21 protein-coding genes are annotated in these 25,995 nt (G+C 73.9%); 11 read left to right on the top strand and 10 right to left on the bottom strand.

From position 1 onward, the window contains the following. Positions 1 to 7: 7 nt before the first annotated feature. Positions 8 to 1,909 carry an ABC transporter ATP-binding protein gene (locus tag IF09_RS0116620; protein WP_030296416.1) on the bottom strand — a complete coding sequence of 634 codons (1,902 nt, stop codon included), beginning with the start codon at positions 1,907 to 1,909 and terminating at the stop codon, positions 8 to 10. A gap of 129 nt (positions 1,910 to 2,038) precedes the next feature. Here IF09_RS0116620 and IF09_RS0116615 point away from each other — a divergent pair, with 129 nt between their 5' ends. Continuing rightward, positions 2,039 to 4,123: an AMP-binding protein gene (locus tag IF09_RS0116615; protein WP_030296414.1), complete on the top strand. Its 2,085-nt coding sequence runs from the start codon at positions 2,039 to 2,041 to the stop codon at positions 4,121 to 4,123. On the opposite strand, the gene IF09_RS47035 is transcribed toward IF09_RS0116615, so the two are convergent. Further along, entirely contained in the window at positions 4,048 to 5,916 is a 1,869-nt protein-coding gene (locus IF09_RS47035) for a GNAT family N-acetyltransferase (protein ID WP_063607388.1), read from the bottom strand. The genes IF09_RS0116615 and IF09_RS47035 overlap by 76 nt on opposite strands. 115 nt (positions 5,917 to 6,031) lie before the next feature. Here IF09_RS47035 and IF09_RS0116605 point away from each other — a divergent pair, with 115 nt between their 5' ends. Further along, a complete protein-coding gene (locus IF09_RS0116605; protein WP_030296410.1) occupies positions 6,032 to 6,454 on the top strand; it encodes a DUF350 domain-containing protein in 423 nt (140 codons plus the stop codon). Between the two features lie 72 nt (positions 6,455 to 6,526). Here the strand turns inward: IF09_RS0116605 and IF09_RS0116600 are convergent, their stop codons facing one another. The 5 genes from IF09_RS0116600 to IF09_RS0116580 all read right to left on the bottom strand — a co-directional run bounded on the left by IF09_RS0116600 (position 6,527) and on the right by IF09_RS0116580 (position 11,614). Next, the gene (locus IF09_RS0116600; protein ID WP_030296408.1) at positions 6,527 to 6,928 is read right to left on the bottom strand and encodes a hypothetical protein; all 402 of its coding nucleotides are present in this window, start codon (positions 6,926 to 6,928) and stop codon (positions 6,527 to 6,529) included. A gap of 240 nt (positions 6,929 to 7,168) precedes the next feature. Further along, the gene (locus IF09_RS0116595; RefSeq protein ID WP_030296406.1) at positions 7,169 to 8,380 is read right to left on the bottom strand and encodes an acyltransferase family protein; all 1,212 of its coding nucleotides are present in this window, start codon (positions 8,378 to 8,380) and stop codon (positions 7,169 to 7,171) included. Then, positions 8,377 to 9,420 carry an alpha/beta hydrolase gene (locus IF09_RS0116590; RefSeq protein WP_030296404.1) on the bottom strand — a complete coding sequence of 348 codons (1,044 nt, stop codon included), beginning with the start codon at positions 9,418 to 9,420 and terminating at the stop codon, positions 8,377 to 8,379. The genes IF09_RS0116595 and IF09_RS0116590 overlap by 4 nt, the downstream gene beginning before the upstream one ends. A gap of 143 nt (positions 9,421 to 9,563) precedes the next feature. Then, positions 9,564 to 10,244 carry a response regulator gene (locus tag IF09_RS0116585; RefSeq protein ID WP_030296402.1) on the bottom strand — a complete coding sequence of 227 codons (681 nt, stop codon included), beginning with the start codon at positions 10,242 to 10,244 and terminating at the stop codon, positions 9,564 to 9,566. Continuing rightward, the gene (locus IF09_RS0116580) at positions 10,241 to 11,614 is read right to left on the bottom strand and encodes a histidine kinase (protein WP_051832547.1); all 1,374 of its coding nucleotides are present in this window, start codon (positions 11,612 to 11,614) and stop codon (positions 10,241 to 10,243) included. The genes IF09_RS0116585 and IF09_RS0116580 overlap by 4 nt, the downstream gene beginning before the upstream one ends. An 84-nt stretch (positions 11,615 to 11,698) precedes the next feature. Here IF09_RS0116580 and IF09_RS0116575 point away from each other — a divergent pair, with 84 nt between their 5' ends. Then, positions 11,699 to 12,646: an AEC family transporter gene (locus IF09_RS0116575; protein WP_030296398.1), complete on the top strand. Its 948-nt coding sequence runs from the start codon at positions 11,699 to 11,701 to the stop codon at positions 12,644 to 12,646. 64 nt (positions 12,647 to 12,710) lie between these two features. After that, the gene (locus tag IF09_RS0116570; RefSeq protein ID WP_051832545.1) at positions 12,711 to 13,106 is read left to right on the top strand and encodes a hypothetical protein; all 396 of its coding nucleotides are present in this window, start codon (positions 12,711 to 12,713) and stop codon (positions 13,104 to 13,106) included. Here IF09_RS0116570 and IF09_RS0116565 read toward each other — a convergent pair. Both IF09_RS0116565 and IF09_RS0116560 read right to left on the bottom strand, forming a co-directional pair. Next, positions 13,060 to 13,980 carry a S1 family peptidase gene (locus IF09_RS0116565; RefSeq protein ID WP_037635125.1) on the bottom strand — a complete coding sequence of 307 codons (921 nt, stop codon included), beginning with the start codon at positions 13,978 to 13,980 and terminating at the stop codon, positions 13,060 to 13,062. The two genes, IF09_RS0116570 and IF09_RS0116565, sit on opposite strands and share 47 nt — an antisense overlap. A 66-nt stretch (positions 13,981 to 14,046) precedes the next feature. Continuing rightward, complete coding sequence (locus tag IF09_RS0116560; protein WP_030296393.1) at positions 14,047 to 15,567, bottom strand: FAD-binding oxidoreductase; 1,521 nt, start codon at positions 15,565 to 15,567, stop codon at positions 14,047 to 14,049. A 467-nt stretch (positions 15,568 to 16,034) separates the two neighbouring features. On the opposite strand from IF09_RS0116560, the gene IF09_RS0116555 reads away from it, so the two are divergent. Further along, positions 16,035 to 17,186 (top strand): hypothetical protein, encoded by a 1,152-nt coding sequence (locus IF09_RS0116555; protein WP_030296391.1) that lies wholly within the window; start codon positions 16,035 to 16,037, stop codon positions 17,184 to 17,186. Positions 17,187 to 17,199: 13 nt separating this feature from the next. Here IF09_RS0116555 and IF09_RS0116550 read toward each other — a convergent pair whose 3' ends face one another. Then, complete coding sequence (locus tag IF09_RS0116550) at positions 17,200 to 18,753, bottom strand: IucA/IucC family protein (RefSeq protein ID WP_051832543.1); 1,554 nt, start codon at positions 18,751 to 18,753, stop codon at positions 17,200 to 17,202. A gap of 111 nt (positions 18,754 to 18,864) precedes the next feature. Here IF09_RS0116550 and IF09_RS0116545 point away from each other — a divergent pair, with 111 nt between their 5' ends. The 6 genes from IF09_RS0116545 (at position 18,865) to IF09_RS0116520 (ending at position 25,946) form a co-directional block, all read left to right on the top strand. After that, complete coding sequence (locus IF09_RS0116545; protein ID WP_030296387.1) at positions 18,865 to 20,451, top strand: IucA/IucC family protein; 1,587 nt, start codon at positions 18,865 to 18,867, stop codon at positions 20,449 to 20,451. 143 nt (positions 20,452 to 20,594) lie between these two features. Then, positions 20,595 to 21,362 (top strand): GntR family transcriptional regulator, encoded by a 768-nt coding sequence (locus IF09_RS0116540; RefSeq protein WP_030296385.1) that lies wholly within the window; start codon positions 20,595 to 20,597, stop codon positions 21,360 to 21,362. A 174-nt stretch (positions 21,363 to 21,536) separates the two neighbouring features. Further along, a complete protein-coding gene (locus tag IF09_RS0116535; protein ID WP_030296384.1) occupies positions 21,537 to 22,457 on the top strand; it encodes a SigB/SigF/SigG family RNA polymerase sigma factor in 921 nt (306 codons plus the stop codon). A 177-nt stretch (positions 22,458 to 22,634) separates the two neighbouring features. Beyond that, positions 22,635 to 23,696, top strand: a complete 1,062-nt coding sequence (locus IF09_RS0116530) for a quaternary amine ABC transporter ATP-binding protein (protein WP_037635124.1) — start codon at positions 22,635 to 22,637, stop codon at positions 23,694 to 23,696. Then, on the top strand, positions 23,696 to 25,489 hold the full coding sequence (locus IF09_RS0116525; protein ID WP_030296382.1) for an ABC transporter permease/substrate binding protein: 1,794 nt from the start codon (positions 23,696 to 23,698) through the stop codon (positions 25,487 to 25,489). The genes IF09_RS0116530 and IF09_RS0116525 overlap by 1 nt, the downstream gene beginning before the upstream one ends. A gap of 214 nt (positions 25,490 to 25,703) precedes the next feature. After that, entirely contained in the window at positions 25,704 to 25,946 is a 243-nt protein-coding gene (locus IF09_RS0116520; RefSeq protein WP_030296381.1) for a hypothetical protein, read from the top strand. Positions 25,947 to 25,995: the final 49 nt, after the last annotated feature.

Genomic DNA, 25,995 nt, shown 5'->3' with positions numbered 1-25,995 from the left:
CCCGGCATCATGCTCCCGCCGCCGGTACGGCGCCGCCCGGTGCGGCGTCCGACGCGGCGAACTGGGTCCGGTACAGCTCCTCGTACCGGCCGCCCGCGGCCAGCAACTCCGGGTGCGTTCCGCGCTCCACGATCCGGCCGTCCTCGACCACCAGGATCAGGTCGGCCGCCTGTACGGTCGACAGCCGGTGCGCGATGACCACCGCGGTCCGGCCCGCCAGGGCCTCGCCGAGCGCCTCCTGCACCGCCGCCTCCGAGGTGGAGTCCAGGTGTGCCGTGGCCTCGTCCAGGATCACCACCCGCTGCCGGGCCAGCAGCAGCCGCGCGATGGTCAGCCGCTGCCGCTCACCGCCCGAGAGGCGGTAGCCCCGCTCGCCGACCACCGTGTCCAGGCCGTCGGGGAGCGAGGCGACCAGCCCGTCCAGCCGCGAACGCCGCAGGGCCTCCCAGATCTCCTCCTCGCCCGCACCCGGCCGGGCCAGCAGCAGGTTGGACCGCACCGACTCGTGGAACAGATGGCCGTCCTGGGTGACCATGCCGAGCGTCTCCCGGATGGAGTCGGCCGTGAGGTCCCGTACGTCGACCCCGCCCAGGCGGACGGCGCCCGCGTCGGCGTCGTACAGCCGCGGCAGCAGCTGCGCGATGGTGGACTTGCCGGCGCCGGACGAGCCGACCAGGGCGATCATCTGCCCGGGCTCGGCACGGAACGACACCTCGTGCAGGACCTGCGTGCCACCCCGGGCGTCGAGGACCGCGACCTCCTCCAGCGAGGCGAGCGAGACCTTGTCGGGTGAGGGGTAGCCGAAGGAGACCCGGTCGAACTCCACGGCCACCGGCCCGTCCGGCAGCCGGCGTGCGTCCGGCTTCTGGGCGATCAGCGGCTTCAGGTCGAGGATCTCGAAGACCCGCTCGAAGCTCACCAGGGCGCTCATCACCTCGACGCGGGCCCCGGCGAGCGAGGTCAGCGGGGCGTACAGCCTGGTGAGGAGCAGGGCGAGGGCGACGACGTTCCCGGCGTCCAGGGTCCCGCGCAGGGCGTAGTACCCGCCGAGCCCGTAGACGAGCGCGAGTGCGAGGGCCGAGACCAGGGTGAGCGCGGTGATGAACGCCGACTGGGCCATCGCCGTACGGATCCCGATGTCCCGTACGCGCGCCGCCCGCGCCGCGAACTCCGCGGACTCGTCCGCGGGCCGCCCGAAGAGTTTGACGAGGGTGGCCCCCGGCGCCGAGAAACGCTCCGTCATCTGCGTGCCCATCGCCGCGTTCAGCGCCGACGCCTCCCGCTGCATGGCGGCCATCCGAGCCCCCATCCGGCGGGCCGGCAGCACGAACACCGGCAGCAGGACGAGCGCCAGCAGGGTGATCTGCCAGGAGATGCTCAGCATCACGGCCAGCGTCAGCAGCAGGGTCACCGTGTTGGCGACCACCCCGGACAGGGTGTTGCTGAACGCCCGCTGCGCGCCGATCACGTCGTTGTTGAGCCGGCTGACCAGCGCCCCGGTCCGGGTCCGGGTGAAGAAGGCCACCGGCATCCGCTGCACGTGGTCGAAGACAGCCGTCCGCAGGTCCAGGATCAGCCCCTCCCCGAGCGTGGCCGACAGCTTGCGGGTGAGCAGCCCGAGCCCGGCCTCCGCGACCGCGATGACCGCGATGAGCAGGGCGAGCCGGGTGACCGCAGCGCTGTCCCGGCCGTCCACGATGGCGGTGACCACCCGGCTCGCGAGGACCGGCGTGGCCACCGCGAGCAGTGCGGTCACCACGCTGAGCAGCAAGAACAGGGTGAGCCCGCGGCGGTGCGGGCGGGCGAATGCGGCGACCCGGCGCAGGCTCGCCCGGGAGAGCGGGCGCCGGTCCTGCTGGGCGTTCATCGCGCTGTGCAGCGATGTCCAGGCGGTGACTTCCATGTCCATGGTGGGAACGCTAGGACCTCAACCAAACTTGAGGTCAACCCTTTGGCTGGATCGGTACCGAACTCCCGCTCGTACGGGGGATGTTCACGTCTCCTGCCCGCTGTCGGCGGCGGGTGTCATCATCGGGGGATGACGCAGGGATCGACGCAGGAACCAGGGTCCGATCGCTCCGGCCGGGCCACCGCCGCCACCGTCCTGCACCTCTTCGAGCAGCAGGCACGGGACACCCCGCAGGCATACGCCGTCATCGCCGGTGCGGACAGTCTCACCTACGGACAACTCGACGCCCGCGCCAACCAGTTGGCGCACCATCTCATGGCCGGGGGGCTGCCGCCCGGCGCCGTCGTGGCGATCGGGACCGCCAGGCGGCCCGAACTCGTCGTCGCCCTCCTCGCGGTCCTCAAGGCCGGCGGGGTCTACACGGTCATCGACGTCGAGGTCCCGCTCACCGGGCAGCGGCAGCTCTCCGCCGGCACGCCGTACATCCTGCTCACCCACGCCGCGCACCACGCCCGGCTCGACGACGGCAGCGGCCTGCGGGTGATCCGCCTCGACGCGGAAGCGGCCGCGATCACCGGCCGGCCCACCGAACCCCCGGAGCGGCCCGCGCCCTGGACGGCGGCCGCCGCCGTCCTGTTCACCGGAGCGACGGTGCCGCGCGCCGTCCCCGTCGGCCACGCCCGGCTGCGCGCCGCCCAAGAGGGCTGGGCCGAAGTCACCCGGCCGGCCCCCGGGGACCGCCACCTGATCACCCCCGGAGCGGACGTCACCGCCTTCGCCGCCGGCTGGACCCGGGCCCTGTGCTCCGGCGGCGCCCTCGTCGTGCCGGAGCGCGGGCCCTGGACGCCCGAGGGGATCCGCCGGGCCGTCGACACCGAACAGGTCAGTGTGGTGCACACCGACCCGGCCGGTGCGGCCCGGCTGCTCCTGCAGCCCGCGAGCGGTGCAGGATCAGGCTCCTCCGCCGCGCCGCGCAGGCGCCGCGACCCCGACCCGGCCCTGCGGTCGCTGCGGCTGGTCACGGTCACCGGGGACCGGCTCTTCCTCGACGAGCAGGCCGCCCTGCAGCGCACGCTCCGCCCCGGCGCCCGGCTGCTCAACGTCTACGGACCCACCGACACCGCGGGTGTCGGCGCCTGGTTCGAACTGCCCCAGCTGCCCCGCCCGTTGGACGATCCTGAGCAGATCGCCCTGATCGGCACCCCTTTCCCCGGCTGCCGCGTGGACCTGCGCGACGGGGAGATCTGCCTCACCCCGCCCGACGGCGGCGATGCGATACCCACCGGCGACCGCGCGGAAATCCGCCCGGACGGGCTGCTGGAGTTCCGCGGCCGCATCCGGGACCAGATCACCGTGGCCGGTGCGGTGCTCCACCCGCACGCCGTCGAATCCGTCATCCGGACCCACCCGGACGTCGGCGCCGCACTCGTGGCCAAGGTCCCGGACCACGGCGGTCCGGGCCGGCTGGTCGCCTACGTGGCCCCGCCCGCCGACGGCCACTCCTGGCCGCCGGGCGCCGGCCTGCCCGACAGCGGTGAGCTCCGTGCCCACCTCACCGGGAAGGTGCTCCCGACGCGGACCCCGAGCGCCGTGGTCCGGCTGCGCACCCTGCCCCGCAACCGCGCGGGCCAGGAGAACCGGGAGGCCCTGGCGAAGCCCGTGCTCGCGGCGAAGCCGGGCGAGGGGGGCGCCGGAAAGTACAGGGCCGCCGGCAGCGGCAGCCTCACGGCGTTCGGGCTCGTCGGTTTCGGCATTCCGTTCCTGGTCGGCACCGGCCTTCTCTTCTTCGTCCTCTCGAAGATCTTCTGGCCGGGCGCGACCGACCTGAGCGGTGTGCCCAACCCATGGGCGTTCCTCTTCTTCGTGCTCTACCTGTTCGAGGGAGCCGCGTTCGCCGTCGGGCTGATCTTCCTCTTCGCAGGCCGCGCGATGATGATGCGCCACGGCCCGGGCGCGAGCCCGGGCCAGAGGGCCGGCTCCACCGCGGCCGCTCACCTGGCGGTGGTCTACCTGCTCCTCGCCTGGTGGCCGCAGGACAACTTCTACCGGCTCGCGGCCAAGCAGGACTGGCCGGTCCAGGCCGCGCTCGTCTACGTCTTCAACATCCCGCTGATGATCGCGGCCGTCGTCGTCGCCCTCTACGTCACCCGGAAACCGCCCTCGCCGTTCGACTTCGACGAGGCCGACGACGCCGAGGGCTCCACCACCCGCTGATCCTCGGCGAACGCCGTCCCCACCGCGAGTGCCTCCGCCCGTACAAGTGCCTCGGCCGCGTCCAGCACCTCCCTGCTGTGCGCGGCCACGAACACGCCCAGCCAGGGCGCCGGGTCGAAAGCCCCGGTCGGGATGGCGGGGAGGAACACCGCCCCGAGCTCCGTACAGCGCCGGGCCAGCATCTCGCACAGTTCCTCGAGCGGGGCTTCGGGCAGCCGGGCCCCCAGCTCCACCCGGTCCACGATCCGTACGAGATGGCCCGCGCCCCGCAGCGCGTCGAGCCGGGCCGCCACCATGAAGGCGACGGACGGCCCGGTGAGCCGTAGGTTCGTCTCGGTCGGCGCGAGCCGTCCCGCGCCGTCGGCGACGAAGTCCACGTCGAACCAGCCCCGGTAGCCGGCGGCCGCCAGCTCCCGGCCCACCGCCTCCCCGAAAGCGAGCAGCGGTTTCTCCGCCCATGCGGGCACCACCCCCGGGCCCACCGTGGCGCCGCGGTACCCGGTGCCCGCCACGTCCATCACCGCGCCGCCGGCCTCGTGCACCCGGCCCGCCCCGTCCACGAACCCGTCGTACGTCAGATCGCGCGGCGCGCCGGGTTCCGTCGGGCCTGCCACGTACTCCTCCACCAGCAGCGGCCCGCGCGGCAGAGCACGCAGGACCGCGCGGGCGCCGCCCGCCTCCCGGACCCGGTCGGGCGTCACCACGGTGGTGCCCGAGCCGCCGACACCGTGCTCCGATTTGAGAACGGTGCTCTCGCCCGCCCCGGCCCGGGCGGCCAGCAGCCGCGCCGCGGCCCGCCGGTTGGCGGCCCGCCACTGGGCGGGGAGCACGATCAGGGGGTGCCCGCCGCCCGCCAGGGTCCGCGCGAACAGGCCGTGCGCCGCCGACTTCGACTCGTAGCGCAGCTCGCGCGGCCGCCACGGCCGCCCGGTCAGCCGCGCGAACGCCTCCGTCCGGCCCCACGGTACGAGGGGCAGCCCGGCCGCGGTCAGCCGCCCGGCCAGCGCCGGGCGGGCCCGTACGGCATCCGACAGTCCGCAACCCCCGTCCACCAGGCCGTCGTACACCTCCAGCCCCTCCCCTTCCGATCCCTCCCACTCCAAGACGTGGCAGACCCGGTCGATCCAGTCCCGCGGCACCGCCCCGGGCAGCACCAGCGCCCCCGGCCACGGGCTGTAGAACGCGGCCAGGCAGGCGTAGTGGTGCGCGGCCCGCTGTTCGCGGTCCAGGGAGGCGTCGGCGAACTGTGCGTTGTACTCGGCGACATTGCCGATGTGCACGGCCGGTCCGCCGCCGGTCCAGGCCCGTGCCCAGTCGGCGAGCGGCGCGGGCGCCGCCTCGAACCGCACCAGGCCCGCGGGCACGTCCTCGTCGCCCGGCCGGCAGGACGCCGGTGAAGCCAGCGCGCCCATCGCCCGGTAGAACCCGGCCGCATGCGGATCGGCGTCGATCAGCAGCCTGCGGAACCCCAGTGCGGCGGCCCGGCGCAGCGCATCCCGGTACAGCCGCCGCCCCACGCCCCGCCCGACGGCCTCCGGCTCCACGAACAGCAGCCCCAGCCTGGCCACCGGCGCCGTGCCCTCCAGGGAGGCGAGCCCCAGTACCCGGCCGCCGGCCCCCGCGTCTTCGGCCACCACGATCCGGCGGTCCGCCACCTCCCCGGCCCGGATCCGCAGTTCGTGCGCGAAGGAGGCCAGGAGCTCCGCGTCGTACCCCCAGTACGCCTTGGAACGCAGCACCAGCGCCGTGAGCGCCTCCGCCTCACCGGCCCCCGCCGCTCTGAGCTTTACCATTCCCTGACCTCCCCATGGTCTGCCGCAAGACCGTGCGATAGATTCGGCCACCCTGACGGCAGGTGCGCGTCAGGTACGGCAGGACCTTCCTACCCCCGCGGAGAACGGCTTCTCAATGAGCGACATCATCAACGGACTTGGCCGCACCAGCGCCTTCGGTGCCCTCGGCCTGGTGCTGCTGATCCTCGGCATCGTCCTGGTGGACGTGCTGACGCCCGGGAAGCTCCCCAAGCAGATCTGGGAGGAGCGCAACCGGAATGCGGCCGTCATGCTGAGCTCCGCGCTCCTCGGTGTCGGCGGGATCGTCTTCACCTCGATCTGGACCACGTACGACGACTTCGGCAAGGGCCTGCTGTCCACCGCCGCCTTCGGCGTGCTCGGCCTGGTCCTGATGGGCGTGGCCTTCCTCGTGCTGGACTGGGTGACCCCCGGCAAGCTCGGCGCCATCGTCGTCGACCCGGAGCCGCACCCGGCGGTCTGGGTCACGGCCTGCTGCAACCTGGCGGTGGCCGCCATCGTCGCCGCGTCGATCGCCTGACCCGCTTGCCCGACCACGACGAGAGCGCCGCTCCCCCCGAGGAGCGGCGCTCTCGTCCGGTGGCCTGGCCGCCTAGGTGGCGACGGTCCGGGCGTGCGACGGGGGACCACAGGGAGCGGCGACGCAGATCCACACGGGATCCTTGGGGGGATCCAGCAGGCCGCCGCCGCGGCCGACGTTGTCGTGGACGCGGATCTTGCCGTGGTCGGCCTTGTTGACGGCCCGGTTGTCCTGGGGTTTCTGAACGTCGGGCTTGACGACGATCCGGCCTTCGTCACTGCCCTCGGGAGTGATCCAGAGGAGGGTGGAGCTCTCGCTGTGCGCAGGGTTGCCGGGTCCGTCGTCGGCTACGACCGTGTGCGGCGTCGCGGGAGTGGCGGCGAATGCCCCGGTGGGCAGCAGCACGGCTCCGGCGGCCGCGGCGGTCGAGGCGGCGAAGACGAGGAAACGCCGGGTCCGAAAGGGGTGAGTCATGGGAATGCTCCTTGAGTCGGTGGCCTGTGCGGGTGGGCCACTTCTCCACGTGGACCCGCTTCCAGTAAGGCCCGGCCGCCGCGCCCCGTCATGCCCCTGAAAGCCGTGGCTTGACGGGCGGCAACGGTCCTGGTAAATCCCCGTGCTCCGGTACGTCCGCACCGGATCCGCCAGGCCCGTCTCTTTCGGATCAGGCCGCGGGTCAGGTGTGATCCGGAAGAGTGATCCGGAAGAGACGGCCTAAGCCAGGCCCAGCGCGAACACCGCGAACCCGGCCGCCAGCAGGCCCGCGAGCGCCCGCCGCACCGCCGTGGCCCGCTTCCACGGCTCCTCGAACCGGCGCGCGTACCGGGCGATGCCCACGAGCAGCGCCGCGAACACCGGCATCCACGCGAGCCGCGCCGCGATCCACCCCGGACTGTCCGGCGCCGTCGTCAGACCCGCCAGCTCTCCCACGAACGCACCGGGCACGGCCGCCGCCAGCATGGCCGTCTGGTGCCAGCACAGGACCGTCATCGCGCACAGGTTGATCACGACCACCGGCGCCCACAGCGCCGGCCGGGCCAGCAGCCTCCCCAGCCGGTCCCGCAGCAGCATCGCCGCCCCCGACTGCGCCGCGGCCAGGGCCAGCACCAGCAGCGACGGCGGGTGCGAGTTCGTCCGCGCCTCGCCCGGTACGCCGACCACCGACGCCGGGTAGTGGAACACCATCAGCAGCGCCGCGAACAGCACGGTCCCGCCCGCCAGCAGCAGCCAGGCCCCGCGCCGCCCGATCCGCCGCTCGCCCCAGGACACGCCCAGCTGGTACGCGAACAGCCAGCCCGGCAGGATGTTCACCAGCGCCAGCCAGGAGGGCACGGAGCCGGCGAGCGGCCCGTAGCGCAGGAAGTCCACCGCCGCGACCGAGGCCAGCAGCGGGGCCGCCGCCCAGCCGCCGAGCCGGTGCGCCGCCCGTACGCAGTACGGAGTCAGCGCGGTGACCACCACGTACACCCCGACGAACCACAGCGGCTGGATCACCAGCGTGGCTCCCGTCCGCAGCGTCGCCTCGGGCACGCCCGCCGCATACAGCACCGGCGCCGCCAGCGCCCACACCGCCGTGACCCCGAGCACCGGCCGCCCCAGCCGGGCGATCCGGCCCTTCAGCCAGGCCCGGACGGACCCCGGGCGGCGGCGGTACGCGAGCACCGAGGCGTAGCCGCCCACCAGGAAGAAGATGCCGAGCATCTGGAGCACCCAGCCGACCGGCGCCAGCCCGCCGAAGGCGGACAGCGGGCTGGCATTGTGCAGGCCGCCCTCCGCGTCGAGGGTGAACCCGCCGAGCAGCCAGTGCCCGGTCGGCACGGCCAGCAGGGCGAGGGCGCGCAGCCCGTCCACGGCCCGGTCGCGGTGGGCGGGGGTCTGCCGCTCGATCCGGTCGGCGGCCTTCCTGAGCGTGGTCAGGGTGCTCATCGGACCTCTCCCTTCGCGATCGCGGCGAAGGCCGCCAGGGACTGGGTGCCGGGCACGAGGTAGCCGGTGTGGCCGTGCACGTCGGCGGCGGGCACCTTGCGGGCGCCGAAGCCGGCGGAGGCCGGATCGGCGCCGTGGCCGATGCCGGCGAGCTGCACGTTCGGCACGTCGGCGATCCAGTCGGAGGGCCCCCGGGCCGCCCAGACGCGGGCGCGGGTGTGCAGGCCGGCGGCGGTGTCGGCACGCATGCCGGGCGAGCCGAACACGACGATGTCCCTGGCGTCCGTACGCCCGGCCGCGAGCCCCCCGACCACCGAGCCGTAGCTGTGGCAGAACAGCACCGGGTCGGGCGCGCCGACCGCGTCGAGCCCGGCCGTGAACCGGGCCAGCCGGTCCGCGCCCGCCTCGGCGAGCCGCCCGGAGGCCGCGTCCAGACCGACGCCGACCGGGGTGGTGTAGCCGGCCCAGGCCACCACCGCGGTGTTCTCACCGGCCGCGGCGCGCAGCGACCGGGCCATCCCGGCCGGACCGGTGGCCGGCGCGCGCTTCGCGTCGTACGTGGTGGCGTCGCTGTCGGAACCCGGTACGACCACCGACACGTGAGCAGCCCGCTCCAGATCCCCGAAGACCTCGACGACCTGGCCGCGCCCGCGCGGGTCGAACGCGAGGATCTGCCGCCCCGGCGAAGCGAGCGAGGCGTAGCGCGCCTCGCCGGTCGCGAGGACGCCCAGCCGGTTGGCCTCGTACCTGAGGGTGACCGGGGCTCCGTCGAGGTTGCCGACCACCAGCGGGTGGCGCCGTACGAGCTCCCGGCGCCCGGCATCGTCCAGCCCGGCGAAGAACCGGGCCACGTCGTGCGGCGAGGCGCTCGCGGGATCGGGGAGCGAACGGCCGGACGCGGACTCGGCCCGCCAGGCGGCGGTGCCGGGCGGCGGTCCGGTGACCGCGTGCTGGCTGTCGCCGGAGGCCCATCCCGCGGTCCCCCCGACCACGGCCACGGCCAGGGCGGCTGTGACCAGGGTCCTTCCGAAGCGGCGCATGCCCCTTCTCCTCTCCTCGTGACGAGGAGGAAACTAAGGAGAAGGTGTCGGAGCGCACGTCGGACCGTGGAGCCAAGTCGGATGTCATACCCCGGTAGGGGGCGGTGGAGGAGACCGCCGCGCTCGGGAAGGCCCGGAAGGCCTCAGTCGGCGTCGCCCGGCCGCACCAGCCCCGCCTCGTAGGCGAAGATCACTGCCTGCGCCCGGTCCCGCAGGCCCAGCTTGGCCAGCACCCTGCCGATGTGCGTCTTCACCGTCTGCTCCGCCAGCACCAGGCGCCCGGCGATCTCCTGGTTCGACAGCCCGCGCGCGATGAGCTCCAGTACCTCGGTCTCCCGCGGGGTCAGCCCGTTCAGCCGCAGCGCCGGTTCCTTGCGCGGGGCCGGCCGCTGCTGGACGAAGTCCGCGATCAGCCGCCGGGTCACCGAGGGCGCCAGCAGTGCCTCGCCCGACGCGACCACGCGGACCGCCGCGATCAGATCGGCCGGCGGCGCGTCCTTCAGCAGGAACCCGGAGGCACCCGCGCGCAGCGCCTCGTACACGTAGTCGTCGATGTCGAAGGTGGTCAGCATCAGCACCTTCGGCCGGTGGACGACCCCCGGCGGCGGGCTGAGCAGCTCCCGGGCCGCCGTCAGCCCGTCCATCTCGGGCATGCGCACGTCCATCAGCACCACGTCGGGACGCACCGTGCGCGAGACCTGCACCCCCTGCCGCCCGTCGGCTGCCTCGCCCACCACGTCGATGTCGGCCTGCGCCGACAGCAGGGCGGCGAACCCCGCCCGCACCATGGCCTGGTCGTCGACGATGATCACACGGATGGTCAACTGGCCTCCTCGGTCGGGTCGTTCGGCGCTTCGTCCGTCGGTTCGTGCAGGGGCAGGCGGGCCGCGACCCGGAAGCCGCCGTCGGGCAGCGGGCCGGTGTCCAGCGTCCCGCCCGTCAACCGTACGCGTTCCTGCATGCCCACCAGACCGTGCCCGGTGCCCGAACTCTCCAGCGCCGCCACGGCATCCCGGGCGGCCAGGCCGTTCACCACGAGCACGAGGACCTCCTCGGCGTCGTGCCTCACCGACACCCGGGTCTCGGCCCCCGGCGCGTGCCGCACCACGTTCGCCAGGGCCTCCTGCACGATCCGGTACGCCGACAGGTCCACGGCCGGCGGCGCCGCCTGCGCCGCTCCGGCGGCGAGCGACAAATCCACCGGCTGCCCGGCCCGTACGGTCGCCTCCACCAGCTGCTGGATCCGGCCGATGCCGGGCTGCGGGGCCAGTACGCCCGCGCTGCCGGGCGTCCCGCTCCGGCCGTTGCCGCCGTTCGCCCGGTCGCTGCGCAGCACCGTCAGCAGCCGCCGCATCTCGCCCAGCGACTCGCGCGCACCGGCCGCGATCGCCGCGAACTCCTCCTTCACCGGCTCCGGCATGCCGGGCAGCCGGTACGGCGCGGAATCCGCCTGCACGGTGATCACCGACATGTGGTGGGCCACCACGTCGTGCAGCTCCCGGGCGATGCGCGCCCGCTCCTCGAGCAGGGTCCGCCGGGCCCGCTCGGCCTCGCTGATGCTCTCCTGCTCGGCGATCCGCTGCTGCGCGTCGCCGACCCCGCGCAGCGCCCCCGTCACGGCGAGCAGGCTGCCGCTCAGTACGAACAGCAGCGCGACCGTGGTGGTCACCCCCTCGGGCTGGACGAAGCCGAGCACCACCCCGACGGCGCCCGTGACCAGCCACACCCCGATCAGCGTCCGGATCGACTCGCGCAGCCCCAGGCAGACCATCAGCAGCAGGTAGCCGACGATGGCCATCGGGGTCCACGGCCAGGGGTGCCCGGCCACCTCGTGGGCGTGCTTCAGCACCACCGCCCCGACCGTGTCCGCGGCCAGGACCAGGGCCCAGGCGGGCAGCGGCCGCGTCACCGCCAGCAGCAGCGGCACGGTCTGGGCCACGCCGAGCGCCCCGGCCCAGCCGCCGCCGGCCTCGTAGTCGCTGGTCAGCACGGCGATGGTCGTCGGCAGCAGCGACACCACGAAGACGCCGACGACGATGTACGGCAGCATCCGCTGCCAGGCTTTGGGCGCCTGCGCGAAAAGGGGTTCCGCCGCCCGGGCCGGCGTGCGCAGCACCACCGTGAACCGCATCGGCGCCCGGGCCGCCTTCGCGGGCGCCGGTGTACGGGGCCGGGCTTCGTCGCGATCGCTCATGATCGGACCAGCCTATGCGGCCGAAGCCCTCCGGGCGGGCCCGAGTAGGCTGCTCGCGGTCGATCACAGGGGGAGCCGGTACGCATGGGCACGGCAGCCGCACTCGAGAAGCTCGTGCCGGTCCTGCTGGCCTTCGGCGGCGGTGTCGTCCTCGCCCGCCGCAAGATCGTCCCCGCCGAGGCGTCCAAGGCCTTCGCCGACTACGCGTTCCTCTTCGCGGTCCCCTGCTACCTCTTCGGCAACATCTACGCGAGCGACCTCGGCGCCCTGTTCAACTGGCGGGCCATCGGCGCCTACGCCGCGGCCGCCGCCGTCGCCGTGCTCGCCATAGCCTTCGCCTCGGGCGCCCACGGCGTGCGCGAGCCCCGCGACGTGGCGCTGCGCGTGATGGCCGGAGTCCAGGTGAACACGGCCTACTTCGCCGTCCCGGTGTTCATCACCCTCTTCGGGACGGCCGCGCCGATCTTCCCCGTCCTGCTGTTCCAGGTCTGCGTGCTGTCCCTCGTCGTCATCTCCATCATGGAGCTCGGCCGCGCCGGCCCGGCCGCGGCCGGGCCCGGGCAGCGGCTCCTCCGGGCCGTCGGCGCCTCGCTCTCGACGCCGCTGGTGCTGGCCTGCAATGCAGGGATCCTGCTCAACCTGCTCTCGGTGCACGTCCCGGAGGTGGTCCTGGACGGGGCCGCCTTCGTCGGCGACAGCGCCTCGCCGATCGCCCTGTTCGCCCTCGGCCTCCACCTCGGCGGCCTGGGACTGGACATCCGGGGCACCGGCCGCGAGGAGCTGGCCCTCATCGCCTTCAAGTGCCTCGGCTTCCCGCTGCTGGCCTGGGCGGTGTGCGGGCCGCTGTTCGGCGTACGGGGGGAGTGGCTGACGTACCTCGTCCTGATCGCCGCGATGCCCACCCCGCAGAACCTCTTCGTCTTCGCCCAGCGCTACGACGTCGGTGTGGACCTCTCCGCCTCGCTGGTGATCAAGAGCTCGGTGGTCTCCCTGCTGCTGCTCCCTGTCTGGCTGCAGACCGTGGCCGCCTGAGGAGGCGGACGGATCCGGCGGCCGGCCGGTCGTTCCCCGCGGGGGCTTCTGTCGTTGACCCGGCATGGAGCTGCTGCCGACCATTGCGGCGCCGGGCGTCGGTGAACGGGCCGATGCCGCGGCCGATGCCGCCTGTCACCTCTACGACGCCGTCGCCCCCTGGAGCTGCGCCGAGCCCGGCGGGTGGAGCCGTACGGCCGCGGAGGACGCCGCCGAGACCATCGAGACCACCGCGCACGCACTCGCGCACGCACATCCGCGCGCCGAGGTGATCCTGGCGCCGGTGCACGCCGCCCTCGCCGACCTGCGGCGCCGGCTCGGGCTCCCGCCCGCCGACCGGCTGACCGCCGACGGTCTCCCGGCGGCCCCGCGCACGGTGGGGAACCCGCGGCGCACCCGCCGGGTGCAGGTGCTCACGGCGCCTTCGCCCCGGCAACCGCCTGTTCGTACAACTTCCTGACGTCCGGGCCGAAGTACGAGCTGTACGAGGTGTCGGCGGTGTCCCCGCCCGTCTTCCAGCCGCCGATGGCCCCGACGACGTCCCCGGTCTCGGTCACCTTGTCGTAGTTCTTGAGGAAGGGGCCGCCGCTGGTCCCGCCGGGGTATCCGGTGCAGTCGATGCGCAGGAACGATCCGGGGATGCCCGCGTCCTTGCTCGTGAACTTGGTCGTACGGTTCACGCACAGCCGCGGGCGCGCAGCCGACGCCGGATAGCCGATCAGCGACACGTTCGCGTGCTCGTAACCGGCGCCGGTGACCAGGCGGTTCCCGCCGACCACGTCCTCGACGGGGAACCCGTCGGCATCCGGCCCGACCTGTGCGAAGGCGACGTCGAGGGTGGCCCCCTTGTCGGCGCCCAGGCTCTTGTAGCGCGGGTCGATCCACACCTTGGACTTTCCGTCGGCGGCCCGCTGCACCGGGAACATCCCGTACGGCTGCGGGTTGTCCGCCGTGTACAGCGGTACGAAGGCCACCTGGCGGGCGTCGGTGCCGAGCAGGCAGTGGGCCGCGCTCAGCACCAGGTTGCGGCCGGGGGAGGCGACCACGCTCGCCGTGCAGAAGTACGCGCCGCCGCCCTTCATCACGAACATCCGGCCGACGACCGGGATCCCGTCGAAGTCCTGCCCGGTGCCGGGGTCGGTGGCCGGAGCGGCCGATGCGAAGGTCATGGGGGCCGCGGCCGCCATCCGGTCGGCCGTCCAGAAGTTCTCCGCCTCGCGGGCGGACCACCTGCCGGGCGGCGGCAGGGCGCTCCCGGCCTCGGCCACCGGCAACGGCCCGGCGGGCAGCAGCAGGGCGGCCGTCGCCGCCGCCACGGTCAACGTACGTCGCATGTCGAGCTCCTTTGGGGGGTGTCGTGCGGATCACGCCGCGAGCCCGGCCCGATCCGCACGACGCCCCTAGATGGCCTGCGGGAAGCGGAACAGCCGGTCCGGGTCGTAGGTGCGCCGGACCTCTACGAGGCGGGTGAGGTTCGGCCCGTAGTAGGCCTCGCGCCAGGAGGGCAGTTTCGGGTCGACGTAGTTCTGGTACGCGCGGCCGCTCGCCCACGGGCGCAGGTCCTGCCACAGTCCGTCGAGCCAGCGCTGGTGCCCGGCCACCTGAGCGGGCGTCGCGGACGCGGGCCAGTAGGCGAGGTACTGGGTGAGGAAGGCGCTGTCGCGGTGCACGAACGCGGTGTCGGCCGACGCCGGGCGGTTCACCGCACCGCCGCATTCGCCGCTGAACTGCACGACCCCGAGCCCGCCGGCCGGCACGCTCTGCCCGTACCTCCGGACGGCGGCCAGCACCGCGGCGACCCCCGCGCCCGGCAGCCCGGCGGCGTCCCAGAAGTCGGAGCGCCCGTCGTACGAGTCCCGGCCGATCCGGCCCTCGGCGGTGCGGCCGGGCAGGGTACCGGTCAGATGGCACTGGGCGGCATCCCGTTCCTCGCAGCCCGACATGGCCCGCAGCGTCTCCTCGTACGTGCGCACGACGGTCCAGCTGTCCCGGAGCGGCTTGCCGACCAGGTCGGACAGCCGGGTCAGCTGCCGGTCGAGCTCGACGCGTCCGTCGAGGCACAGGACGCGTACGGCGGGGGCCTGGGCCGCAGTCCCATCGACGAGGAACTCGACCTGGCTCCAGAAGGGGTCGGGGAGGGCGGCCAGCCAGCGCTGCCAGGCGGACAGCACGGCAGCGGAGTCGGCTTCGGCCCAGTGGAGTTCGGCGTAGGCGCAGTCGGTGGCCGGGTGGGTACGGAATCGGAACTCCGTGACCACGCCGAAGTTGCCGCCCCCGCCGCCGCGCAAGGCCCAGAACAGCCCCGGGTCGTGGGTGGCGTCGACCTCGCGCACGACCCCGTCGGGGGTGACCACGGTGGCACCGGTGAGGGCGTCGGAGGTCGTCCCGTAGGCCCGGGAGGCCAGGCCCAGGCCCCCGCCCAGGGTGAGCCCCGCGATCCCGACGGTGGGGCACAGCCCGGTCGGGATGCCGAGGCGCTGCGCGGCGAGGGTTCGGTTGACGTCGCCGAGCCGGGCTCCGGCGCCGATCCGCACGCCCTCCGCCCCCTCGACGGTGAGTCCGGCCATGGCTCCGACGTCGACGACGAGCCCGCCTGCGCAGGTGGACCAGCCGGCGTAGCTGTGGCCGCCACCGCGCGGTACGACGGGGACGGCGGAGCGGCGGGCGAAGTCCAGGCAGACGGCCACGTCGGCGGCGTGCGCGGGATAGGCCACCGCGCCCGGCGCGACCGTGTCGTACCGGGGCTGGAACAACTGCCGGGCCTCGGGGTAGTCGCGGTCGCCCCGCAGCACCACCCGCCCGTCGATCCCGCGGGCGAGCGCCGCCCAGTCGGGGCCGCGGGCCGGTGCCGCCGCGACACCGAAGGCGCCCAGCACGGCTGCGGGTGCGCTGCCCAGCAACTGGCGGCGATGGAGGCTCATCCCTCCTTCCTGCCATCGCCCGGGCCGATCGGAGCGAAGGCGGGCCCAGGCAGACAACGCTGCCCCCCGAACGGCCCAGGGGAGCGGGGCGAAATCAGCACGCTTCCGGCGGCGTTGATCGAGAACACCAGCCTCACCCGCTTCGCCGAGGCGTCCGGCCTGAGCGGCCCCCACGATCCGTACCGGGCGGGGCGTACACACCCCGAGGGGACCGAACGGCACGACGGCGGCCGACTCTTCCCGCCTCGGCGGGCTCACGCGCAAGCAGGCCGTGGAGGACTCCGACTGGGGAGCGGCCCGGGCCGTCATGCGTACCCTTGCGGGGCTCCATGGTGACGAGGGCGTTCGTCTCGTCGTCTGGTTCGACTGCTGAAGCCTCCCGTGTACGGGCGGGCCCGACGGGGGCCCCAGGGGATGGTTCGACACCCCGGGCTGCGAGGGGCTCGTGAGGTGAGTACGGTCTGCCCATGCAGATCGACGGAGCCGGCAGGCAGCAGCGGGGGCATGTTCTTCTCATAGCGGGCGACGCCGCCGTACGGCGGCGGGCCGTCCAGGTCGCGCCCAGTGCGAATCTGGCCGCGCTCGGGGTGCTGCCCGCGTCGGCGCTGTTGAACAGCCAGATCCCGACCGACACCACGTACCTCGACGGGGCCCGGGACCCGAACACCGTGCTCATGCGGCTGCGCACCGCCGCCGCCACGCCGGGGCCGCTGCTCGTCTACCTGTCGGGGCGGCTCACCCTCGACCGCCGCGGGCACCGACTCCACCTCGCGCTGGCCGGGACCACGGCCTCCACCGTCCGCTACACGGCCCTGCCTTGGGACTGGCTGGGCACCGAGCTCGGGGCCAGGTCCGCCGGGCCGACCACCGTGGTGCTCGACCTCGTCGCCGACAAGTCCGCCTGGCCGGTGCTCCAGGAATACGGGTGCCTGCCCGCCCCGCCCACCGCCGAGGTGTACGGGGTCGTCGTCCCGCCCGCCTTCGCCGGCGGAGTGGACCGGGTGAGCTCGTACACCCGCCACTGGATCGATCAGCTGCGCCGCAGCCCCACCCGCCCCGCCAACCTCCAGCTGCACGCTTTCGCCGTCGGAGCCGCCGCCCTGCCGCCGGGCACCCTCGTCCTCCCGGCGACGCGCGAACTGAGCGCGCCCGCCGCCCAGGAGCAGCAGGTGCAGCAGGCGCCGCCGGTGCAGGTTCCGGACCCCCGGCCGCACATCCACGCCCTCGCCGCCGGCGGCCGTCACCAGGAGGCGGCCACGCTCGCCCAGGCCTGGGAGCAACACGTGCTGCAGACCCACGGGTACACCTCGCCCGAGGCCACCCACTGGGCGGAGATCCGCGCCGACCTCGCCCGCATGGCCGGAAACTACCGGTCGGCGACCCAGCTGTGGATCAACGCCGGGCGCACCCGCCTGGAGCACCAGCCGCCGGACGCCCCCGAGGTCCTCGCGGCCGCGGCGGGCGCCCTCTACTGCTGGACCCAGCTCAAGGACCAGGCGGAGGCCCGCGACGCCGGCCCCGAACTCGTCCGCCTGCTGAGCGCCCTGCCGAGCCTCGAACCGCGACTCCTGCGACTGACCCGGCAGCGGCTGGAGGTGCTGGAGGGCAGCAGGGCCTAAGGGTGTTCGCGGGTCACCAGCCCTGACGCCGTCCCCGCCCGACGGACCCGGCCAGGGGATTGTCCAGCTGCGCCCACTGGTCGCCCGGGATTCCGGGGCTCAGCCGCATCAGCGTCAGGGCCTTGGTCGGCAGGGGCGCGGTCAGCAGGGCCTCCGTATCGGCGGTGGCCGGGAGGCCCGCGGCTTCGGCCAGCGCCTCGCCGAAGGCCGTCGCCGAGCCCGTCACGGCCCCCAGAGTCCCGGTCAGCAGGGAGCCGAACAGTTTGCGCCGCAGCAGGATCACGTCGTCGGTGATCAGCCGGCCCGACAGCGGCGGCACCGGCAGACCGTGCCGGACGAGCCGGTCCGGGCTGATCCGGATGTCGGCGAGGTCGCGGTAGACCAGCCGCAGCGGAGCCCCGGCCGGGGACAGGACGACGAGGAGGTTCTGGCCGTGGGCCTCCAGCGCCACCCCGAGGTCCAGCACCCGCAGGCACACCGAGAGCGCGAGCCGGGCGAACTCGGCCCGCCACGACGCCGAGCGCGCGAGCGGCGACAGGGCCAGGGCCGCCACCGGTGCGACCCACTCGCCCGCCGCGGCGTCCGCATACACCTCGGGCGGCTCGCGCAGCACCGCGGCCAGGTCAGGGCCGTGCGCGGTCGCCGCGCCCAGGGTCCGGGTGATGTGCAGCCGACCGTCGAGCCGCTCGGAAAGGGCTTGCGCGAACGCGGACACCGCGGCCGCCGTCTCGATGGAGTACTCCGAGATGTCCCGTACGGAGGACGTCAGCCGCGTGCTCAGCGCCGTCTTGACGTGTGCACCGCCCGCCACGGGGGCGAGGGTGCGCAGGGCCATCAGGGGATGCGCCGCGAAGCCGGGGAGCAGCGCCCCCGGTTCCCGGCCCGTCTGTTTCAGGACGTGTTCCGCCTGCCACGGGTGCACCGGCAGCAGGAGCCGGCCGCCCTCCCGCAGCTCGGCCGGCCAGGCCCCCGTGACCAGGCATTCCTCGGCCCGTACGGCGGCCAGCCCGAGCTCGACCACCGGCCGGTGCTCCGGCGCGTACGCCAGCTGCTCGGCCACCGAGAATCCGGGCCGGGAGCGGCAGTTGGGGTGGTACGGATGCCCGTCGACCACCCGCTGCTCCCACGCCCAGCCGGCCTGCGGGGCCTCGTCCTCCGCGGCCGGCTGCCCGGCCCTGGACAGCGCGAGCGAGGCCGTGCTGTCGTCCAGCTCGGCGGCGAACGCGTCCCCGTGCGGCACCCGCAGCGCCGCCACCAGCCGCCCGGCCTGCCGGTACGGGGCTCCGTCGAGCAGCACCTCGGACCCGTACGGGTCGGTCGCGTACGGGTCCGGCAGCGGACCCTCCAGCCGTCCGCCCCCGGACAGCAGGAGCGTCAGCCCGCCGGGCCCGCGCTCCCGGCGCTCCACCCAGGGCAGCGGTTCGAAGGCCAGCGCCCGCCACAGCCGGGTCAGCACGGCGGCCCGGGCGCCGGGGAGCGCGGCCCCGTACGCGGAACCGAGCGCGGGGCGCACCTCGGCCAGTTCGGCGTAGACGGCCTCTTCGGCCGGGGAGGCGGGAAGGTTCATGCTGGAGTCCAGGGCCCTGCTCCTCTCACGGTTGACGTGATGATCACTTCATCATCGCGGATACTGAAGATCACGGCCGGTGGTACGCCCGGCGGGCTCCCGGCGCATTGGATGGACCGAAGGGAATCCGTGGACCTCAACGCCGCAGCCGACGCGTACGCCGGCAGCCCTCTGCTGAACTGCCTGCTGCGGGAAGCGGCCGATCCCGCCGAGGAGCTCGACGCCACGCCGGACGATGCCCGTGCGGGGCACGTCCACCGGCTGCGCGGCAGCGGACGGCTGCTGCGGGTGCGGGGCGGGCGCCGACCGGTGCGCCCCGAACTGCGCACGGCGGACGGGTGGCATGCGCTCAGCCACACCGAGCTGGTCAAACTGACCGCCGACGAGCTGCACCGGTACACGGGCGCGGCGAACGACGAGCTCCCGGTCGAGATCGCCGACAGCCGCGAGGCCGTCGCCGCGCTGCTGGCCGCCCGCGCCGCGGCCGCGCCCCCGCAGGACCCGTACGTGCTCTCCGAGCAGTCCCTGGTCATGGGACACCCGTACCACCCCGCCCCCAAGGCCCGGGGCGGCGCGCCCGCCGCGAGCTGGCTGCCGTACGCGCCGGAGGCGTACGCCCGCTTCCCGCTGGTCTTCCTGGGGCTGCGCGAGGACCAGGCGGCCGAGGAGGGCGGGCCCGCGGCGGCCGGTGCGATCGACTCGCTGGCCGGGCTGCTCGACGGCCCCCGCGCGCCGGCCGGGTACCGGCTGCTGCCCGCGCATCCGTGGCAGCTGGACCTGGTGGGCTGCTCGGAGCCCGTACGCGAGGCCTTCGCCGACGGGCGGCTGCTGCGGCTCGGCCCGGGGCGGCTCCCGGCCTGGCCGACCGCCTCGATCCGGACGTTGTACGTACCCGGCGAAGGGAACGGCGAGCGGGACCTCTTCGTGAAGTTCAGCCTCGACGTCCGGATCACCAACGACGTGCGCCGGCTGTGGCGGCACGACCTGCTGAAGCTGCGCCGTACGGACGCCGCGGTCGAGGCCGGATTCGCCGGTCTGCGCAGCTCCGGGTCGAACGCGGTCTGGCTCGCCGACCGTGGCTACCGGACGGCGTCCTTCGCCTTCGAGGAGCTCGCCGTCCTGGTCCGCGACGGCCTGCACGCGCAAGTGGAGCCGGGGGCCACGCCGTTGGCCGCCGCCGCGCTCGCGGAGGGCTTCGCGGGCAGCCCGCTGGCCGTGACGGGCGATCCGGTCGGCTGGTGGCGGGCGTATCTGCGCCACGTCGTGCCGCCGGTGCTCGACTTGTTCGCCCGGCACGGCGTCGTACTGGAGGCGCACCTGCAGAACACCCTCGTGGCGGTCGACGCCCAGGGCATGCCGGTGCAGGCCCTTTTCCGCGACGCGGAGGGGGTGAAACTACTGCCGGACGTGGAGCGCGGTGCCGCCTGGCAGCGGCTGGTCTACTGCCTGGTCGTCAACCACCTGACCGAGGTGGCGGGGGCCCTCGCCGAGGAGCACCCGGGCGTGGCCGCCGCGGTGTGGCCGGCGGTGCGCGAGGAGTTCCTGCGCCACGACGCCGAACGCGGCCTTCCCGAGATCGCGGAGCTGCTCTCGGCCCCGGCGCTCCCGGCGAAGACGAACCTGCTGCTGCGCTGGACCCGCGCCGACGGCGCGGACGCGCGCTACATCCCGCTCCCGAACCCGGTGCGCGGCCAGTGACTTGGCGGGCTCCGGTGTCGGGGCGTCGGGATCCGGCCAAGGTGGGCCGCGATCCTGGAGTCCCTCTCACTGAAAGGTATAGACCACTGCTAGGTTGGTCGGGCAGACCGCGCAGTCCTTGACCACCCGTCAGAGGAGAAGCCATGCCCTCCCCTTCGCGGGGCGGCGGCCCGGCCGTCATGCCCAAGTACCAGTGGATCGCCGCAGCGCTGCGGCGCGAGCTCGAGCGCGCCGCGACCCCCGGCGGCAGACTGCCCTCCGAACGTACCCTGGCCGCCCGCTACCAGGTCAACCGGCAGACCATCCGGGCCGCGCTCCAGCACCTGCGCGAGGACGGCCTCGTCGTCACCGAGCGCCGCGGCACCCGCTCGGCCGTCGAGGCCCCGGCCGCGCCGCGGCGCACCGTGGTCGCACCGGCCGCCGCCGCACCCGCGTCATCGCCCGCCGCCACGCCCGACCAGAGCTGGCTCACCCTGGTCACCGTGCCGCCCTCGCTCGCCGCGCTGCTCGGCATGCACGGCGGGGACCGCACCCTGGTCCACCACCGCCGCGAGCGCGGCCCGTCGGGGGAGACGCTCCGGCACGCCGTCACGTACCTCTGCCCGCGCGTGATCCCCGAGAGCCCCGAACTGGCCCGCTACCGAGACCGGTCGTCCGTTCGCGACGAGGACCTCGGGCCGCTGCACCGGTGGCTCGAGCGGGCCGCCGAGCAGGGCCGGGTCGCCGAGACCCTCACCATGACCCGCAGCAGCCACCCGCCGGCCGCGGCCGCGGTCTGCGGCCTGACCGTGCGGCGCACCCTGCACGACGGCACCGGCCGGCTGCTGGCCATGACCGATCTCACCTTCGCCACCTGGGACCGGCTGACCTTCCACCGGGACCGCGCGGTGACCGGATTCCGCATCACCTGAACCGACAGGGGGCGGCGCCGGCGGGGTCGCGCGCACGCGGACGCTCCTCGCGTGCGCGCGGGTAAGCGGACGACCGCATTTCCGGCGATTCTTGACGTATAAGCTGAAAGAGACCACCATCTACGGCAGTCAAGGTCCCGCGCCGCAAGCCGACAAGCCCAAGGAGCGAACCCCATGCCCGCCCCTGCCCCGTCCTCCACTTCCGAAACCGTCACAGTCGTCCCCCGTCCGCGCCGCGGCATCCAGGCCGCCCGGATCGCGGACCTGCCGCGGATCGAGGAGCCAAGGGAGGTGGCCCCCGCCGATGCGAGGGAGCTCTCGAGGGTGTTCTTCCGGCGGCTGCACGAACTGTCCGAGGGCACCCCGGAGCACCAGTACGTCCGCAACGCGCTCATAGAGATGAACGCCTCACTCGTCCAGTACGCCGTCCGCCGCTTCCGCGGCCGGGGTGACGGAGGCGACATCGAGGACATCGTCCAGGTCGGCACCATCGGCCTGATCAAGGCGATCGACCGGTTCGACCCGGCCCGCGAGAACGAATTCGCGACCCTCGCCATGCCGTACATCACAGGTGAGATCAAACGCCACTTCCGCGACACCTCCTGGGCCGTCCGCGTCCCGCGCCGGCTCCAGGAGCTGCGCATCGACATCGCCAAGGCGAAGGAGCAGCTGACCACCACGCTCGACCGCTCGCCCACGGTCGCGGACCTCGCCGACCACCTCGGCCTCTCGGACGAGGAAGTCATAGAGGGTCTCGTTGCCGCCAACGGCCACACCAGCGGTTCCCTGGACGCCCCGCACACCGCACACGCGGAGCGCGGCGACGGCTCCGCCGACGGCCACACACTCGCCGACGTCATGGGCGAGGAGGAGCCGGCCCTGGAGCGCGTCGAGGACATCCAGACCCTCGCACCGCTGCTCGAACAGCTCACCGACCGGGAGCGCCGCATGCTGCAGATGCGCTTCGGCGAGGAGCTGACGCAGGCGCAGATCGGCGCCGCGCTCGGCATCTCGCAGATGCAGGTCTCTCGCCTGCTGACCCGCCTCCTCGAGCACCTGCGCACCTCGATGCTGGAGGACCCCGACCCGGCGTGAGGTGGGTCACCCCGGCGTTTGCCCCGAAACGCCCTGGGCACCCGCGGGTCCGGAGCGAACCCTTCCGTCGGCCGTGACGCGGCCGGCGCGGGGGCGGGCGTATCCCGCACCGCTCCACGGCTGCGCCCGGCCCACCGGCCGGGCGCGCGCCGTTCCGGTACGACCCGCGAGGTGTATGTGTCCACGCTCCAGGCCGAGCACGTCTTCAAGGTGTTCGGAAGACGACCCGGCGACGCCGCTGCCGCGGTCCGCGCGCTCCGGGGCGGCGCCGGCCGCGACGAGCTGCGCGCAGGCGGTACCACGGCCGCTGTGATCGACGCCTCATTCCGCGTCGAGCCCGGCGAGATCTTCGTCGTCATGGGTCTGTCGGGATCCGGCAAGTCCACGCTGCTGCGCATGCTGAACGGACTGCTCGAACCCACCGAGGGGCGCATCCTCTTCGACGGCCAGGACCTCACCTCGCTCTCCCGGCGTGAGCTGCGCCACGTCCGCTCCACCAAGATCAGCATGGTCTTCCAGCACTTCGCGCTCTTCCCGCACCGCAGCGTCCTCGAGAACGCCGCCTACGGGCTGGAGGTGCAGGGCGTCGCCCGCGCCGAGCGCGAGCGCCGCGCCACCGAGGCGCTGGAGCTGTGCGGGCTCGCCGGCTGGGAGGCGTCCTGGCCGGACGAGCTCTCCGGCGGCATGCAGCAGCGCGTGGGCCTCGCCCGCGCCCTGGCCACCGACGCCGATCTGCTCCTGATGGACGAGTCCTTCAGCGCGCTCGACCCGCTGATCCGCCGCGACATGCAGGACCAGCTGCTGGAACTCCAGCAGCGGCTCAAGAAGACCATCGTGTTCATCACACACGACCTCAACGAGGCCATGCGCCTCGGCGACGGCATCGCCGTCATGCGCGACGGCCGCATCGTCCAGCAGGGCACCGCCGAGGACATCCTGACCCGTCCCGCCGACGACTACGTCGCCTCCTTCATCCAGGACGTCGACCGCTCGCGCGTGCTCACGGCCGACGCCGTGATGACCGACCCCGTCGCCGGGAGCTGCGCCTGCGGTTGCCCCAGCGTCACCGCCGACACCCCGCTCGCCGACCTGTGCGCCATCAGCGCCCGCGTCCCGCACGCCGTCGCCGTCACCGATGCGGACGGCGCCCTCGTCGGCTCGGTGCCGCAGGACCGCCTCATCGCCTTCATCGGCGACGAACAGCGGCCCCCGATGGCCTGCGTGGAGGTGGCCGCCTGATGCCCCGCCTGCACCTCGGCGACTGGGTCGACAGCGCAGTCGACTTCCTCCAGCGCCACCTCTCCTGGCTGTTCGACGCCGTCAGTGCGCTCGTCACCGGGCTGTACGACGGCATCCACGCCGTGCTGGACGCACCCGCCCCGCTGCTGTTCGCCGGCATCCTCGCCGTCGCCGCCTGGTGGCTGCGCGGCCTGCTCGCCGCGCTGCTCGCCTTCGCCGGCTTCGCACTCGTCGACTCCGTCGGCCTGTGGGCCGACGCGATGTCCACGCTCTCCCTGGTCCTGGTCGCGACCCTCGTCACACTCGTGTTCGCGGTCCCGCTCGGCATCTGGGCCTCCCGGTCCGACCGGGTCAGCGCCGTCCTGCGGCCCGTCCTGGACTTCATGCAGACGATGCCGGCCATGGTCTACCTGATCCCCGGCATCATCTTCTTCGGGGTGGGCGTGGTGCCCGGCATCATCGCGACCATCATCTTCTCGCTGCCGCCCGGCGTACGGATGACCGAGCTCGGCATCCGCCAGGTCGACACGGAACTCGTCGAGGCCGCCGACGCCTTCGGGACCACGCCGCGCGACACCCTCGTACGCGTCCAGCTCCCGCTGGCCCTGCCCACCATCATGGCGGGCATCAACCAGGTCATCATGCTCGGCCTCTCCATGGTCGTCATCGCCGGCATGGTCGGCGGCGGCGGGCTCGGCGGCGCCGTCTACCGGGCCATCGGCAACGTCGACATCGGCCTCGGCTTCGAGGCGGGCATCTCCATCGTCATCCTCGCCATGTACCTGGACCGGATGACCGGCGCGCTAGGCCGCCAGGTGTCCCCGCTCGGCCGGCGCGCGCTCGCCAAGGCGCAGGCCGCCGCGAGCGGCGCCGCCAAATTGTGGAACCACCGCCCCCAGCCCGCGTACGCCGTCACCGGCGCCCTGGTCCTCGCCCTCGTCGCGGGCGGCCTGAACGGCTTCGGCGGCTCCGGGCAGCCGGCTGCGGCCGGGGCGGACGGCGGCACCGGCAAGGGCCGCAAGATCAGCATCGGCTACATCCCCTGGGACGAGGGCATCGCCTCGACCTACCTGTGGAAGGAGCTCCTGGAGCGCCGAGGCTTCCAGGTGGAGGCGAAGCAGCTGGAGCTCGGCGCCCTGTTCACCGGGCTCGCGGGCGGCCAGGTCGACTTCCAGACCGACGCCTGGCTGCCGGTCACGCAGGCCCAGTACTGGGATAAGTACCGGAACAAGCTGGACGACCTCGGCTCCTGGTACGGACCGACCTCCATCGAACTGTCCGTCCCCTCCTACGTGGAGGACTTCACCTCCCTCGCCGACCTCAAGGGCAAGGGCGGCGAGTTCAAGGGCCGGATCATCGGCATCGAGCCCAGCGCGGGCGCGATGGGGATCCTGAAGGGCAAGGTGCTCCAGGAGTACGGCCTCGACGGCGAGTACGAGGTCGTCGACGGATCGACCCCCGGCATGCTCGCCGAGCTCAAGCGGGCCTACGAGAAGCAGGAGCCGGTGGCGGTCGTGCTCTGGTCGCCGCACTGGGCCTACGCCTCGTACGACCTGAAGAAGCTCGAGGACCCCAAGGGGGCCTGGGGCCAGGGCGACGGCATCCACACCCTGACCCGCAAGGGCTTCGCGGACGACGAGCCGGAAGTGGCCTCCTGGCTGCGCTCGTTCAAGCTGACCGAGGCCCAGCTGACCGGCCTGGAGGCGAAGATCCAGGAGGCGGGCAAGGGCAAGGAGCAGCAGGCGGTCCGCGCCTGGCTGACCGAGCACCCGGAGATCGCCAAGGCCGCGTGATCGCCGCGAGTCCGTGAAGGCGCCGGCGCCCGGTGGGGGAGTACCCTCCACCGGCCGTCGGTGTCTTCGTTCGCCCGGGCGGATCGGCGGATCGGCGGGTCTGCACGGGGAACGCACCCCTGACCAGCCAAGATCCTGGAGGATCGGCCCGTGCCCCGGAGGGGCGGTTCATGACACAGTGCCAGGAGAACGACCGCCGGACCAGGGAGCCCCCATGCGTGAACCGCACCCCGTGCCCCGGCTCGCGTCCGCCCCCACACGCACGGCGGCGACGAGCCCGCTGCCGCGCTGTCCCGAGTGCGCGAGCGCACCGGAGCGCATCTCCTGGCGCCAGCGCCCGGGCCGGCCGGTGGTGCTGGTCTTCGACCCCTGCGGCCACCGGTACGTCTCGCCGGCCCCGCCGGTCCTGGCCGTCACCCCGCCGCCCCCCGAGGGGCCCGCACCGCTCAGCAGGTGAGGAACGCGGCGATCCGCTCGGCGAACGCCTCCTCGCCGACGATCTCGAT

It is taken from the genome of Streptomyces katrae (genome assembly GCF_000717655.1).
Taxonomy (GTDB): Bacteria; Actinomycetota; Actinomycetes; order Streptomycetales; family Streptomycetaceae; genus Streptomyces; species Streptomyces katrae_B.
This window is presented reverse-complemented; position numbering and strand designations above follow the sequence as displayed.

Excerpts from the sequence above, each read along its gene's own strand:
- IF09_RS0116620 (WP_030296416.1), bottom strand. The coding sequence starts at position 1,909 with ATGGACATGGAAGTCACCGCCTGGACATCGCTGCACAGCGCGATGAAC.
- IF09_RS0116615 (WP_030296414.1), top strand. The coding sequence starts at position 2,039 with ATGACGCAGGGATCGACGCAGGAACCAGGGTCCGATCGCTCCGGCCGG.
- IF09_RS47035 (WP_063607388.1), bottom strand. The coding sequence starts at position 5,916 with ATGGTAAAGCTCAGAGCGGCGGGGGCCGGTGAGGCGGAGGCGCTCACG.
- IF09_RS0116605 (WP_030296410.1), top strand. The coding sequence starts at position 6,032 with ATGAGCGACATCATCAACGGACTTGGCCGCACCAGCGCCTTCGGTGCC.
- IF09_RS0116600 (WP_030296408.1), bottom strand. The coding sequence starts at position 6,928 with ATGACTCACCCCTTTCGGACCCGGCGTTTCCTCGTCTTCGCCGCCTCG.
- IF09_RS0116595 (WP_030296406.1), bottom strand. The coding sequence starts at position 8,380 with ATGAGCACCCTGACCACGCTCAGGAAGGCCGCCGACCGGATCGAGCGG.
- IF09_RS0116590 (WP_030296404.1), bottom strand. The coding sequence starts at position 9,420 with ATGCGCCGCTTCGGAAGGACCCTGGTCACAGCCGCCCTGGCCGTGGCC.
- IF09_RS0116580 (WP_051832547.1), bottom strand. The coding sequence starts at position 11,614 with ATGAGCGATCGCGACGAAGCCCGGCCCCGTACACCGGCGCCCGCGAAG.
- IF09_RS0116575 (WP_030296398.1), top strand. The coding sequence starts at position 11,699 with ATGGGCACGGCAGCCGCACTCGAGAAGCTCGTGCCGGTCCTGCTGGCC.
- IF09_RS0116570 (WP_051832545.1), top strand. The coding sequence starts at position 12,711 with ATGGAGCTGCTGCCGACCATTGCGGCGCCGGGCGTCGGTGAACGGGCC.
- IF09_RS0116565 (WP_037635125.1), bottom strand. The coding sequence starts at position 13,980 with ATGCGACGTACGTTGACCGTGGCGGCGGCGACGGCCGCCCTGCTGCTG.
- IF09_RS0116560 (WP_030296393.1), bottom strand. The coding sequence starts at position 15,567 with ATGAGCCTCCATCGCCGCCAGTTGCTGGGCAGCGCACCCGCAGCCGTG.
- IF09_RS0116555 (WP_030296391.1), top strand. The coding sequence starts at position 16,035 with ATGCAGATCGACGGAGCCGGCAGGCAGCAGCGGGGGCATGTTCTTCTC.
- IF09_RS0116550 (WP_051832543.1), bottom strand. The coding sequence starts at position 18,753 with ATGAACCTTCCCGCCTCCCCGGCCGAAGAGGCCGTCTACGCCGAACTG.
- IF09_RS0116545 (WP_030296387.1), top strand. The coding sequence starts at position 18,865 with ATGGACCGAAGGGAATCCGTGGACCTCAACGCCGCAGCCGACGCGTAC.
- IF09_RS0116540 (WP_030296385.1), top strand. The coding sequence starts at position 20,595 with ATGCCCTCCCCTTCGCGGGGCGGCGGCCCGGCCGTCATGCCCAAGTAC.
- IF09_RS0116535 (WP_030296384.1), top strand. The coding sequence starts at position 21,537 with ATGCCCGCCCCTGCCCCGTCCTCCACTTCCGAAACCGTCACAGTCGTC.
- IF09_RS0116525 (WP_030296382.1), top strand. The coding sequence starts at position 23,696 with ATGCCCCGCCTGCACCTCGGCGACTGGGTCGACAGCGCAGTCGACTTC.
- IF09_RS0116520 (WP_030296381.1), top strand. The coding sequence starts at position 25,704 with ATGCGTGAACCGCACCCCGTGCCCCGGCTCGCGTCCGCCCCCACACGC.